Raw genomic sequence first — 13,182 nt, 5'->3', positions numbered from 1 at the left:
TCCCCTCTCCCTTCGCCGCTGCGCGGCTCTTCCCTCTCGCCTGAAGGGGAGAGGGAGAAACTCCACATCGCGGTCCTCATGGGCGGATGGTCCGCCGAGCGCGAGGTTTCGCTCGTCACCGGCAACGGCGTCGCCGACGCGCTGGAAAGCCGCGGCCACCGCGTGACCCGGATCGACATGGGCCGCGACGTCGCCCAGCGGCTTGCCGAGGCGGCGCCCGACGTGGTGTTCAACGCGCTGCACGGGACCCCGGGCGAGGACGGATCGGTCCAGGGCCTGATGGACCTGATGGGCCTCAAATATACCCATAGCGGGCTGGAGACCTCGGTGATCGCGATCGACAAGGAGCTCACCAAGATGGTGCTGGTGCCGCACGGCATCCGCATGCCGGCCGGCACGATCGTCGACAGCGAGAGCCTGTTCGCCGCCGATCCGATGGCGCGGCCCTATGTGCTGAAGCCGGTGAACGAAGGCTCGTCGGTCGGCGTCGCGATCGTCACCAGGGACGGCAATTACGGCGATCCGATCGGGCGCGACGTGAAGGGCCCGTGGCAGGAGTTCGACCGGCTGCTGGCCGAGCCCTTCATCCGGGGGCGCGAGCTGACGACGGCGGTGCTCGGCGACGAGGCGCTCGAGGTGACGGAGCTTCGGCCCAAGTCCGGCTTCTACGATTATGACGCCAAATATACGGACGGGCTGACCGAGCATGTCTGCCCCGCCGACATCCCCGCCGAGATCCGCGCCGCCTGTCTCGACATGGCGCTCAAGGCGCACCGGCTGCTCGGCTGCAGGGGCTGCTCGCGCTCCGATTTCCGCTGGGACGACGAGAAGGGTGTCGAGGGGCTCTACCTCCTCGAGGTCAACACCCAGCCCGGGATGACGCCGCTCAGCCTCGTCCCCGAACAGGCGCGGGCGCGCGGCATCGATTATGCCACTTTGGTCGAGCGGATCGTGGAGGCGGCGCTGTGAGCGCGCGAGTCGCGAGGGGCAATGCGGCGCGGCCGCGTGCGCGCAGCAATTCGCGCGCGCCGCGCTCGGTCAACACGCGCCGCAAGAAGCAGCCGGAGATGCTGGAATCGCTCGGCTTCGCGCCGGGCACGGGCCGCCGCGTGATCGGCTGGATGCTCGGCATCGGCACGATCGTGGTGGCGCTGGCGCTGATCCTCAGCCTGCGGCTGCCGCAGCTCGCCGGCACCGCGATCGGCGAGGGGATCGGCGCGGCCGGCTTCACGATGCGCCGGGTCGAGATCAACGGGGCCAGCCGCGTGCCCCGGCTCGCGGTCTACAATATCGCCTTCGATCAGCCGTCGATGGCGATGCCGCTGGTCGATCTTTCGGCGACGCGTGAGCGGCTGCTCCATTTCGGCTGGATCAAGGAGGCGCGGGTCTCGCGCCGCCTTCCCGACACGCTCGTCGTCGACATCGTCGAGCGCGTGCCGGCGGCGATCTGGCAGCATGGCGGACAGCTGAGCCTGGTCGATGCCGAGGGCGTGATCCTGGAGCCGGTCCATGTCGATTCGATGCCGGACCTGCTGCTCGTCGTTGGCCCCGCCGCCAACCGCCACCTCGGGACGCTTCAGGCGCTGCTCGGCGCGGCGCCCCATCTTCGGCCGCAGGTGACCGGCGCGTCGTGGATCGGCGACCGGCGATGGGACATCCGTTTCCAGACCGGCGAGACGCTCAGCCTTCCGGAGGGTGACGATGCGGCGCGGCGCGCGATCCAGCGTTTCGCGGCGATGGATCAGCAGACCCAGCTGCTCGGGCGCGGCCTGGTGCGCTTCGACATGCGCATTCCCGGCCGGGTGATCGTCCGCGTCTCGCGCGAGCCCGGGTCGACCGTGCCGGTGCTGACCGATCCCGATCCCGGGCAGATGCCCGAAGACCTTGCGAGGACGATCTGATGCGGCGCCCGACCCCCGCTCCGGCCCGAAGCCTCGTCGCCGCGCTCGACGTCGGCTCGTCCAAGGTCTCGGCGCTGATCGCCGAGCCAGCGGGCGAGGGGCGGCTCAAAATCCTCGGCACCGGCCAGCGCGAGAGCAAGGGCGTGAGGCGCGGCTTCATCGCCGACATGGAGAAAAGCGAGCTCGCGATCCGCGAGGCGGTCGAGCAGGCGGAGCGCATCGCCGGCACCAATATCGACCAGGTCTTCGTCGGCTTTTCGGCGGGCGGCCTCGTCAGCGACGTCGCCAGCGTCGAGCTCGCCATCGGCGGTCGTCGCATCGCCGACGCCGACATCGATTCCCTGCTGGACGCCGGCAAGAATTCGATCGACCCGGCCGGGCGGATGCTGCTCCACGCCATGCCGGCGCTCTACACGATCGACGGCATGAACGGGGTGAGGAAGCCCAACGGCCTTCATGCCGACAAGCTCGCGGTCGACATCCATGTCGTCGCGGCCGATCCGTCGCCGGTCAAGAATCTCGATCTGTGCGTCCGATCCGCGCATCTCGGCGTTGAAGCCATCGTCGCCTCGCCGGTCGCCGCCGGCAAGGCGTGCCTGAGCGAGGAGGAGCGGGAGCTTGGCGTGGCGCTTGTCGAGCTTGGCGCGGGCGTGACCAACGTCTCGGTGTTCGCCGGCGGGATGCTGGCGGGACTGAAATCGCTCGCCACCGGCGCCAGCGACATCACGGACGATATCGCCGCCGCCTTCGGCACCCGGCGCAACGAGGCCGAACGGATCAAATGCTTCTACGGATCGGCGATGATGAGCCCGCGCGACAATCACGACATGATCGAGCTCGCGCCGATCGCCGGCCATCAGGAGGGCATCGAGACCCAGCGCATCACCCGCGCCCAGCTCGTCACCGTGATCCGCCAGCGGCTCGAACATCTGGCGTCGGAGATCGAAGCGGCGCTCAAGGACCTCGGTTTCGCCGGGCCGTTCGGGCGGCAGGTGGTGCTGACCGGCGGCGGCGCGGAGCTCAAGGGCATCGCGGATTATGCCCAGGGCGTGCTCGGCCGCGCCGTCAGGGTCGGCCGCCCGGCCATGCCCGGCCTTCCGGACGCGCATAGCGGCCCGGCCTTTTCGACCCTCGCCGGGCTCGCCCAGTTCGCGGCTTCGGACGAGCTCGATCTTCGCACCGGCTTCGCCGCGCCGCAGGTCGAGAAAGCGGGCGGCAACGTCGTGCAGCGCCTGATCGCGGCCTTTCGGACCCAATATTGATGAAAGTTGGGGAAAACGTGACCGTCCGATTAACTTTTCGCTCGCACCGGCGAATCGCATCGTGCAAGACATTTAGTGGATATCCGGCGCGCGAGGCGCAAGGGATAGGGGAGACGTTGGTATGAGCATCGATTTCATCCGCCCGGAAGTGGACGAGCTTCGGCCCCGGATCAGCGTGATCGGAGTCGGCGGCGCCGGCGGCAACGCCGTCGCCAACATGATTCAGTCGGACGTGCAGGGGGTCGACTTCATCGTCGCCAATACCGACGCCCAGGCGCTCAACCACAGCCAGGCGGACCGCAAGATCCAGCTCGGCCTGAAGATCACCCAGGGGCTCGGCGCCGGATCGCGGCCGGAGATCGGCAAGGCGGCGGCCGAAGAGGCGCTCGCCGAGATCGAGCAGAGCCTTGACGGCGCGCACATGTGCTTCATCGCGGCCGGCATGGGCGGCGGCACCGGCACCGGCGCGGCCCCCGTCATCGCCAAGGCCGCGCGCGACCGCGGCATCCTGACCGTCGGCGTCGTCACCAAGCCGTTCAGCTTCGAAGGCGCGCGGCGCGGCCGCTCCGCCGACGCGGGCATCGCCGAGCTTCAGCAGCATGTCGATACGCTGATCGTCATCCCCAACCAGAACCTGTTCCGCATCGCCAACCCGAACACGACCTTCAGGGAAGCGTTCCAGATGGCCGACGAGGTGCTGCAACAGGGCGTGCGCGGCATCACCGACCTGATGGTCATGCCCGGCCTCATCAATCTCGATTTCGCCGACGTCCGCTCGGTGATGAGCGAGATGGGCAAGGCGATGATGGGCACCGGCGAAAGCTCGGGCGACAACCGCGCGATCGAGGCGGCGGAGAAGGCGATCGCCAACCCTCTTCTCGACGGCGTGTCGATGCGCGGCGCGAAGGGCGTCATCATCTCGATCACCGGCGGCGAGGACATGCGCCTGATGGAGGTCGACGAGGCCGCCAACCATATCAAGGAGCTGGTCGATCCCGACGCCAACATCATCTGGGGATCGGCGTTCAACAACGAGCTCGAGGGCAAGATCCGCGTGTCGGTCGTGGCGACCGGCATCGACGTCGAGGAGGCGACCCAGGCGACGCCGCTGCAGGCGAAGGTCTTCACCTTCCCCGGCGCGCGCGGCGATGCGGCCAGGACCGACGCGGCCGCCCCCGCGGCCCCCGCCCCGGCCCCGGAACAGGCGGCCGAGCCGGTCCCCGAGCCGGCGATCAAGCTGACCCCGCCCGAAGTCGCCGAAGAAGCGGACGAAACGGTGAGCTTCATCGACGAGCAGGTCGCGTCGTCCGAACTGACGCTCGACCAGCCGGCCGGCGAGGATGAGGGCGACGAGCTTCTGCTCGGCGACGAGGCCACGCCGATGGAGCATCCGATCGCGGCCGAGGACCTGCCCGACGATGTCGGCCGGCGCAGCTGGCTCACCGCCGGGGAGCCGGCGGCGGCCCCCGAACCGAAGCCGGCGCGCGAGAGCGGCGGCACCTTGTTCGAGCGCATGTCCAACATCGCGCGCGGCGCCGCCAAGGCGCAGGTCGAGGACGAGGACGGGCCGCGCATGCGCTCCGGCCGCGACCCGCTCGACATTCCGCGCTTCCTCAACCGTCAGAACAACCAGTAAGCGGCGTTGAAGCTTTCCTTCGGGGGGGGGGCGTCGGGGCCTTTGCCGCCCCGGCCCCTCCTCCGAAGGGAGGGGCTTGAGCCCGTTCGCGCTTCATCGCCTCCGCGCACCGCCTGACCGCAGCGAGCCGATGCAGTCATTGCCGCGACAGCTTCGCCCCTGTCTATCGACCGCATGACTTCATCGTGGAGGCGGGGGGCACGCCTTGCGTGGCGCGGGGGCGCGTTCGCAGTTCTGGCGTGCATGACGATCGCGGCGGCCGCTCCGGCCAACGCCCAGGATAGTGACGGCGACGATCCCGCGCCGCGCGGCCGCGCGCTCTATCCGCCCGGCGCGGTCGTCCAGCCGCTGACCGAAAATGCCGGCGCGGACCTGCGCCGCTACATGACCCAGATCGCCCGCGATCCGCGCGATCTCGATGCGTTGCTCGGCGCCGGGCGCGAAGCGTTGCGGATGGGCGATCCGCAGGCGGCGCTCGGCTTCTACACGCGCGCCGGCGAGGTCGCCCCGCGCGATGGGCGGGTCAAGGCCGGCATGGGATCGGTGATGGTGCTCGCCGAACAGCCGCGCGAGGCGCTCGATTTCTTCGGCCAGGCCGTGTCGCTCGGCGCGGACCAGGGGGAGATCGCGGCCGATCGCGGGCTTGCTTATGACATGATCGGCGATCCGGCGCGCGCGCAGCAGGATTATCGGACGGCGCTCGCCGCGCATGATTCGCCCGAGGTGCGCCGGCGGCTCGCGCTCTCGCTGGCGATCAGCGGGCAGCGCGCTGCGGCGCTCCAGGCGATCGACGCCCAGCTTCGCCAGAACGACCGCGCCGCGTGGCGCACCCAGGCGTTCGTTCTCGCGCTGACCGGCGATGCCGCCGGCGCCGAGGATACCGCGCGGCGCGTGATGCCGCCCGGAACGGCGGGCCAGATGGCGCCATTCCTCGCGCGGCTGGCCGGGTTGACGCCGTCGCAGAAGGCGATGGCGGTCCATTTCGGCGAATTCCCGAGCAACGGATCGGCGATGGCAAGCGCGGCGCCGGCGCGGCCGCCGGCCGGCCCGCCGACGCAGGTCGCTTCGGCTTCGCCCGGCACCGCGCGGCGCGGCCCGGCCGCCCAGCCGGCGACCCCCTACACCCTGTATGAACAGCCGGCCGGGCGGACGCTGACCGATGTGCTGCGCGGCCGTGCCGCCGCCGCCGGACCGGCCGCGCCGGCCCCCAGCGCGACAGGTCCGGGCGCCGCGACCGCCGAGCGACCTTTGCGCCGCTTCGAGCCGGCCCCGTCGGCGGCGTCGCCCGGTTTCTCGCTGACGCCAGGCGCGACGCCGGCGGCTCGCCCGGCGCCGGGCGATTTCGCCGAGGTCGCCGCCGCGGTCGATGCGCTGCCGCCCGAAGTCGAGTTGAATCCGGCGCCGCCGGTCGGGGCGGCCCGTGCGTCCTCGCCACCGCCGGCGCCGGCGCGAAGCGCGCCGCCGACGCAGAGCCGGACCGCCGAGCGCGCCGCGCCGCGCCGGCCCGCGGCCCCGGCCAATCCGAGCCGCCACTGGGTCCAGATCGCGACCGCCGACCGCGCCGGTCTCGCCGCCGAGTTCACCCGCCTGCGCGGCCGCGTGCCGCAGCTCGCGGGCCAGGACGCCTATGCCGCGCCGATGCGCTCGAGCAGCCGCCTCCTCGTCGGCCCGTTCGACAGCGCCGCGGAGGCGCAGGCCTTCGTTCGGCGGCTCGACGGCCGAATCTCCGCTTTCGCCTGGACCAGCCCGGCCGGGCAGGCCGTCGAGCCGATCGGCGGCGGATCGGCCCGTTCGACGCGCGGCGCCGCCGATGCGCGGGCCCGGGACGACCGGCCGGCGGCGCGGACCGGCCGCGCCACCGGCACGTCCACGAGCTCTCCCGCCACGCGCGGGACGCGGGGCCGCGCGAGCGGCGAGGAGGCGCGTTCGACCTCGACCTCGACCACACGGCGCGGCGCGGCGTCCTCGTCGCGCACGACGCGTGCGGGCGGCAGTCGCGCGACCGAGGAGCGCCCCGCCGCCCGGTCGAGCCGATCGACCGCCGATCGGGGATCGACCGCGCGCAGCCGCCGCTCTACACGCGCTGGAGATGATGACGACGACCGGACGACCGCTCGCCGCTCTGGCGGCCGATCCTCAGCGAACGCGCGGACGTCGTCATCCCGAGGGCGAACGCGGCACTAGGGGCCCGCGCGACGCCTTCCAGCGCGACCGCGACCGGATCATCCATTCGGTCCCGTTCCGGCGCCTGAGGCACAAGACCCAGGTCTTCGTCGTTCCGGACGGCGATCATTTCCGGGTGCGGCTGACCCACAGCCTGGAGGTCGCGCAGATCGGCCGCACCATCGCGCGCGTGCTCGGGCTCAACGAGGACCTGACCGAGGCGCTCTGCCTCGCCCACGATATCGGCCATTCGCCCTTCGGCCATGCCGGCGAGGACGTGCTGAGCGCGGCGATGGCGCAGGCCGGGGGCTTCGACCACAACGCCCATACGCTGCGGACGCTGACGCGGCTCGAAAGCCCCTATCCGCGCTTTCGCGGGCTCAATCTCAGCTGGGAGATGCTGGAGGGGCTGGCCAAGCATAATGGTCCGGTCACCGGCCCGCTTCCCTGGGCGCTGGCCGAGGCGGAGGCGGATTTCGGCATGGACCTTGACGCGTGGCCGAGCCTGGAGGCGCAGGTCGCGGCGATTTCCGACGACATCGCCTATGACAATCACGACGTCGACGACGGCCTGCGCTCCGGCCTGTTCACGCTCGACGAACTGATGGAGGTGCCGCTCGTCGCGCGGAGCTGGGCGCGGGTGCGCGCGGCCTATCCCGATGTCGCGCCCCGCCAGCTTGTGCCGGAGCTCGTGCGCGAGATGATCGGCGTGATGGTGAACGACGTGATCGAGGAGACACGCCGTCGCACCGCCGGCCTTGGCGTGATCGAGGACGTGCGCCGCGCCGGGCGGCAGCTCGTCGGCTTTTCCGCGCCGCTCCAGGCCGAGGAGCGGCAGCTCAAGGCCTTTCTCTATCGCCGCATGTACGAGGCGGAGCCGGTGATGGCGGTGCGCGCGGCGGCGCAGGACATGCTCGCCGGCCTCTTCGCCGCCTATCGGGACGATCCGCGCCGGCTTCCCGAGGAGTGGCGACCCGAGGGCGACGATCCGGTCACCGTCCTTCGCGCGATCGGCGATTTCATCGCGGGCATGACCGATCGCTATGCGATCCGGCGTTATGAGGCGCTGGTCGGGCCGGCCGATCTGCCCGAAGGCTTCTGAGCCGCGCGGCGGCTGCTTCAAATCGCCGCATTCATCGTCTAGAGCCGCGCCTCACTCTCTTGTTTTGGAAATCGTCGTGACGCTCTACGCCCGTTTCGCCGCGCATGTGGATGATGCGCTGAATGCCCTTGAAGCCGAAGGCGTGCTGGCGCGCGGGATCGAGCGCGGCGCCGTCGCGGTCGAGCCGCCGCGCGATCCCTCGCATGGCGATCTCGCGACCAATGCTGCGATGGTGCTGGCGAAACGCGCCGGCATGAACCCGCGCGCGCTGGCCGAGGCGATCGCGGCGAAGCTCGGCGCGGTGGGCGAGGTGGCCAGCGTCGAGATCGCCGGGCCCGGCTTCATCAATTTGAGGCTCGCGCGCGGCGTCTGGGAAGAAGAGCTCAGCGCGATCCTGGCGGCCGGGGGCGATTATGGTCGCTCCAACCTCGGCGGCGGGCAGATGGTCAATGTCGAATATGTCTCGGCCAATCCGACCGGGCCGATGCACATGGGCCATTGCCGCGGCGCGGTGGTCGGCGATGCTCTGGCGAGCCTGCTCGAATATGCCGGCTACAAGGTGCGGCGCGAATATTATGTCAACGATGCCGGCGGCCAGGTCGACGTGCTCGCCCGCTCCGCGCACCTGCGCTATCGCGAGGCGCTCGGCGAGGATATCGGCGAGATTCCCGAAGGGCTCTATCCCGGCGACTATCTGAAGCCGGTCGGCGAGCGGCTGGCGCGCGAACATGGCGATGCCTTCGTCGGCAAGCCGGAAAGCGAGTGGCTGGCCTTGTTCCGCCGCGAAGCGGTCGCGGACATGCTGGCGATGATCAAGGCGGACCTCGCCTTGCTCGGCATCCGCCACGAGATTTTCGCATCGGAGGCCGAGCTCCAGGCGGAAGGCAAGCCGGCCGAGGCCGAGGCGTGGCTGCGCGCGCGCGACCTCGTCTATGACGGGGTGCTGGAGGCGCCGAAGGGCGAGACGCCCGAGGATTGGGAGCCGGTCGAGCTGCCGCTGTTCCGCGCCACCCGGTTCGGCGACGACCAGGACCGGCCGATCAGGAAATCCGACGGCAGCTGGACCTATTTCGGCGCCGACCTCGCCTATCATTTCCAGAAAGCGCGGGAGGCGGACCAGCTGATCGACATCTGGGGCGCCGACCATGCCGGGACGGTGAAGCGGATCAAGGCGGCGGTCGCGGCGCTGACGGAGGGGCGCACGCCGTTCGACGTGAAGCTCGTCCAGATGGTGCGGCTGCTGCGCGCCGGCGAGCCGGTGAAGATGTCGAAGCGCGCGGGCAATTTCGTGACGCTGGCGGATGTGGTGCGCGAGGTCGGCAAGGACGTGGTGCGCTTCACCATGCTGACCCGCAAGGCCGACGCGCAGATGGACTTCGATTTCGCCAAGGTGGTCGAAGCCTCGAAGGACAATCCGGTCTTCTACGTCCAATATGCCCATGCCCGGATCCGCTCGCTTCAGCGGCGCGCCAAGGAGGAGGGGCTGGCGCTGCCGGCCGCGGCGGATCTGTCGCTGCTCGATGCGGACGAGCTCGATCTGGTCAAGCTCGCCGCGCAGTTTCCGCGCGTCGTCGAGGGCGCGGCGGCGGCGCATGAGCCGCACCGCATCGCCTTCTATCTCGGCGATCTCGCGGCGGCCTTCCACGCCCAGTGGAACAAGGGCAATGACGATCCCGAAAAGCGTTTCCTGGTGGGACAGCGTCCCGATCTGACACGATCGCGGCTGGAATTGGCCGAAGCGATCGGGCAGGTTGTTCGAAATGGCCTCGCCATCATGGGGGTGGAGGCGGCCGAGGAGATGCAGTGATGGTGGGCGACGAGCGGGGGTCGGACGCGGGGTTCGATATCGATGCCGACGACACGTTCGAGGTCGAGGGGCCGGACGAGGATCGCCTGCCCTGGCTGGAAGCGGTCGAGGAAGAGGATGAGCGGGAGGGGCCTTCGGCCCTGAAGCTGATCGCCTCGGTGGTGATCGGGCTCGTCGCCATCGCGCTGATCGTCGGCGGGCTGTTCTGGCTCGGCAATCGCAATCGCGAGGACGGCAATGGCGAGGTGATCGCCGCACCCGAAGGCGATTACAAGGTCCGGCCGGACAATCCCGGCGGGATGAACGTCCAGGGGACCGGCGACACCGCTTATGCGGCGAGCGAGGGCGCACAGCCGCAGGCACAGCTCAATCCGGGCGCGGTGCCGGAAGCGCCAGTGACGCGGACCGCAAGCGACGCGGCTGCCGCGAACGGCGCCGCGACCGCCGCGCAACCGCAGCGCCCGGTACCTGCCCCGGCTCCCGCGCCGGCCCCCGCTCCCGCGCAGGCCCAGGCGCCGACAGCCGGCGGCGGCTCGATCCAGCTCGGCGCCTTTTCGAGCCAGGCGAGCGCCAACCGCGCCTGGACCGGCCTTTCCGGCCGCTTCCGCTATCTCGCGCCACTCAGCCACAGCGTGATCCCCGTCCAGTCCGGCGGACGCACGCTCTATCGGCTGCGCGCCAGCGGGCCGGGCGCCGCGGACGTGTGCCGCCGCCTCCAGATCGCCGGCGAGGCCTGCTCGGTCGTCGGCTGACGCGCACGCCTCTCCCGCGATCGGGAGGGGATTGCTATGGCGCCCGGATGCTTCCCGCGATCCTCGGGCTTTCTGGCCCGTCCCTCACTGCCGACGAGCGCGCCTTCTTCCGCGCCGCCGATCCTGCCGGCTTCATCCTGTTCGCGCGCAATGTCGCCGACAAGGCGCAGCTTCGCGCGCTGACCGACAGCCTGCGCGATCTCGCCGGGCGGGACGATCTGCCGATCCTGATCGATCAGGAAGGCGGCCGGATCGCACGGCTCGGGCCGCCGCACTGGCCGGCCTTCCCGGCCGCCGCGCGCTTCGCGGCGCTCTACGAAAGGGCGCCGATGAGCGCGATCGAGGCAGCGCGGGCCAACGCGCATGCGATAGCCATCATGCTCGCCGAGGTCGGGATCAACGTCGATTGCCTGCCGGTGCTCGACATGCCGGCGCCGGGCGCGGACGCGGTGATCGGCGATCGGGCGCTCGGGCGCGAAGCCATGCAGGTGGCCGCGCTCGGGCGCGCCATGCTGGATGGGCTGGAGGCCGGCGGCTGCATCGGCGTCATCAAGCATGTCCCCGGCCACGGCCGCGCGCCGGCGGACAGCCACAAGGAATTGCCGGTCGTCGCCGCGGGCGCCGAGGCGCTGGGGGCGGACCTCGCGCCGTTCCGCGCCTGCCGGGGGGCGCCAATGGCGATGACGGCGCATGTCCTCTACCCGGCCTGGGACGCCGATCGGCCGGCGACGCTTTCGCCGACGATCATCGAAGAGGTGATCCGCGGCCGGATCGGCTTCGAGGGGCTGCTGATGAGCGACGACATCGCGATGGCGGCCCTGGCGGGGCCGCCTGGCCGGCGCGCGCGCGATGCGATCGCGGCCGGATGCGATGTCGTGCTCGCCTGTTCGGGCGACCTTGCCGACAATGAAGCCGTCGCCGAGGCGCTCGGCGAGATGAGCCCGGCCGCCGTCGACCGGCTGGCGCGCGCCATGACGCGGGCCGGGAAGGGGGCTGGCGAATTCGACATGCTCGCGGCCAAGCGCGACGCGCTGCTCGCGCTCGTCTAGCCGGGCAGCCGCCAGATCATCACGTAGTCGCCCAGGCTGGACGTCGGCAGGTTGAGCTCGTCGCGGCCCGGGACGAAACGGAACCGTTCGCGGGCGAGCGCGCAGGTCGCCGCGTCCAGCGTGGCGTGGCCGCTGCTCCCCGTCACGGTGCAGTCGCTGACGCGCCCGTCGGTCCCGATGACGATGCGGAAGCGCACCAGACCCTGTTCGCGATTGCGCCGGGCATCGGCCGGATAGTCCGCGTTGCTGAGCAGCTCGGTGAGCCCGGACGCGCTCGACTGGAACGCCGCCTGCACCTCGATCTCGCGCATCGGCGTCGCATCGGCCTCGGCCGAAGCGAGGAGGGCGGCCACGAGCGAAGCGGCGAGGATCATGCCTCCGGCTTCGGGCAGCCGCCCCCCTTTGTCAAATGACCTCGGCGTCAGATTCGGCCGAGCAGGACCAGGATGATCAGGATGATGACGATGAGGCCGATCCCGCCCGACGGACCGTATCCCCAGGACCGGCTGTAGCCCCAGGACGGCAGCGCGCCGATCAGGAGCAGGATCAGGACGATGATGAGGATGGTTCCGAGCACGGCAATCTCTCCCTGTTATCCGTTCTGGCCGCCTAACGACTTCAGGGCGATCGGGTTGCAGCGCGCACGCAGATTTCGCGGACGGATGGCGTGCGCCCCCGGATTCCGGCTGTGGAAAAGTCGTTCAATCCTTTCGACATCGGCCGGGCGAGCCCCTAATCTTCGGGCGTGGACGAGGAAGAACCATTCGAGGTTGCCCCGCCGGTCGCCGAGTCGGACCGCCTGACGCTCGACCTGGACGGGTGGGAGGGGCCGCTGGACCTGCTGCTGACGCTCGCGCGGGCGCAGAAGGTCGATTTGGCGAAAATCTCGATCCTGGCGCTGGTCGAGCAATATCTCGCGTTCATCGCCGATGCGAAGCGGCTGAAGCTGGAGATCGCCGCCGACTATCTCGTGATGGCGGCCTGGCTCGCCTATCTCAAATCCTGCCTGCTCCTGCCCAAGGATCCGACGGTCGATCCGAGCCCGGAGGAGCTGGCGACGCGGCTGCAGCTCAGGCTCCAGCGGCTGCAGGCGATGCGGGAGGCCGGGGCGCGGCTCGTGGCGCGCGACCGGATCGGCCGCGACGTTTTCCTGCGCGGCGCGCCGGAGGGGCTGACGGTGGTGCGCCGCTCCGCCTGGCAGGCCGATCTCTACGACCTCATCTCGGCTTATGGCATCGTCCGCGCCCGCGGCGAACCGGCGATCCACGTCGTCGCGCGGCGCCCGGTGATGACGCTCGACGAGGCGATCACGCGGCTCGAACGGCTGATCGGCGCGAAGCTCGACTGGACCGAGCTCGGCGCCTTCCTGCCGGAGACGCAGGATGCGGACTATCGCAAGTCGGCGCTCGCCTCGAGCTTCGTCGCGACGCTCGAACTGGCGCGGCTCGGCCGGGTCGCGATCGCGCAGGAGGCCAATTTCGCGCCGCTCTACGTGAGGGCCGCATGAAGG

Annotated in this window: 12 protein-coding genes; 10 read left to right on the top strand and 2 right to left on the bottom strand. The window is 70.7% G+C overall.

What is annotated here, in order from left to right; all coding sequences use genetic code 11:
• Positions 1-18: 18 nt before the first annotated feature.
• From FRZ32_RS02885 to nagZ, 9 genes are all read left to right on the top strand, one after another.
• Positions 19-969 (top strand): D-alanine--D-alanine ligase, encoded by a 951-nt coding sequence (locus FRZ32_RS02885; RefSeq protein WP_279379236.1) that lies wholly within the window; start codon positions 19-21, stop codon positions 967-969.
• The gene (locus FRZ32_RS02880) at positions 966-1,901 is read left to right on the top strand and encodes a cell division protein FtsQ/DivIB (RefSeq protein ID WP_147042086.1); all 936 of its coding nucleotides are present in this window, start codon (positions 966-968) and stop codon (positions 1,899-1,901) included. Before FRZ32_RS02885 ends, FRZ32_RS02880 begins: the two co-directional genes overlap by 4 nt.
• Positions 1,901-3,163, top strand: a complete 1,263-nt coding sequence (gene ftsA, locus FRZ32_RS02875; protein ID WP_147042085.1) for a cell division protein FtsA — start codon at positions 1,901-1,903, stop codon at positions 3,161-3,163. Before FRZ32_RS02880 ends, ftsA begins: the two co-directional genes overlap by 1 nt.
• 121 nt (positions 3,164-3,284) lie before the next feature.
• On the top strand, positions 3,285-4,799 hold the full coding sequence (gene ftsZ, locus FRZ32_RS02870; protein ID WP_147042084.1) for a cell division protein FtsZ: 1,515 nt from the start codon (positions 3,285-3,287) through the stop codon (positions 4,797-4,799).
• Positions 4,800-5,042: 243 nt separating this feature from the next.
• Positions 5,043-6,983, top strand: coding sequence for a tetratricopeptide repeat protein (locus tag FRZ32_RS02865; RefSeq protein ID WP_147042083.1), 1,941 nt, complete (start codon positions 5,043-5,045; stop codon positions 6,981-6,983).
• Positions 6,892-8,064 carry a deoxyguanosinetriphosphate triphosphohydrolase gene (locus FRZ32_RS02860; RefSeq protein WP_147042082.1) on the top strand — a complete coding sequence of 391 codons (1,173 nt, stop codon included), beginning with the start codon at positions 6,892-6,894 and terminating at the stop codon, positions 8,062-8,064. The genes FRZ32_RS02865 and FRZ32_RS02860 overlap by 92 nt, the downstream gene beginning before the upstream one ends.
• Positions 8,065-8,140: 76 nt before the next feature.
• Positions 8,141-9,871: an arginine--tRNA ligase gene (gene argS, locus FRZ32_RS02855; protein WP_147042081.1), complete on the top strand. Its 1,731-nt coding sequence runs from the start codon at positions 8,141-8,143 to the stop codon at positions 9,869-9,871.
• The gene (locus FRZ32_RS02850) at positions 9,871-10,623 is read left to right on the top strand and encodes an SPOR domain-containing protein (protein WP_147042080.1); all 753 of its coding nucleotides are present in this window, start codon (positions 9,871-9,873) and stop codon (positions 10,621-10,623) included. The genes argS and FRZ32_RS02850 overlap by 1 nt, the downstream gene beginning before the upstream one ends.
• Before the next feature lie 47 nt (positions 10,624-10,670).
• Positions 10,671-11,672, top strand: coding sequence for a beta-N-acetylhexosaminidase (gene nagZ / locus FRZ32_RS02845; RefSeq protein ID WP_147042079.1), 1,002 nt, complete (start codon positions 10,671-10,673; stop codon positions 11,670-11,672).
• On the opposite strand, the gene FRZ32_RS02840 is transcribed toward nagZ, so the two are convergent.
• Both FRZ32_RS02840 and FRZ32_RS02835 read right to left on the bottom strand, forming a co-directional pair.
• On the bottom strand, positions 11,669-12,046 hold the full coding sequence (locus FRZ32_RS02840; RefSeq protein ID WP_243445173.1) for an energy transducer TonB: 378 nt from the start codon (positions 12,044-12,046) through the stop codon (positions 11,669-11,671). The two genes, nagZ and FRZ32_RS02840, sit on opposite strands and share 4 nt — an antisense overlap.
• Before the next feature lie 47 nt (positions 12,047-12,093).
• Entirely contained in the window at positions 12,094-12,249 is a 156-nt protein-coding gene (locus tag FRZ32_RS02835; protein WP_147042078.1) for a DUF3309 family protein, read from the bottom strand.
• 168 nt (positions 12,250-12,417) lie between these two features.
• On the opposite strand from FRZ32_RS02835, the gene FRZ32_RS02830 reads away from it, so the two are divergent.
• A complete protein-coding gene (locus FRZ32_RS02830; RefSeq protein WP_147042077.1) occupies positions 12,418-13,179 on the top strand; it encodes a segregation and condensation protein A in 762 nt (253 codons plus the stop codon).
• Positions 13,180-13,182: the final 3 nt, after the last annotated feature.

The organism is Sphingosinicella ginsenosidimutans (assembly GCF_007995055.1).
In the GTDB taxonomy this organism is placed as follows: domain Bacteria; phylum Pseudomonadota; class Alphaproteobacteria; order Sphingomonadales; family Sphingomonadaceae; genus Allosphingosinicella; species Allosphingosinicella ginsenosidimutans.
The sequence above is the reverse complement of the archived record's forward strand: the minus strand, read 5'-3'. Positions and strand labels throughout refer to the sequence as shown.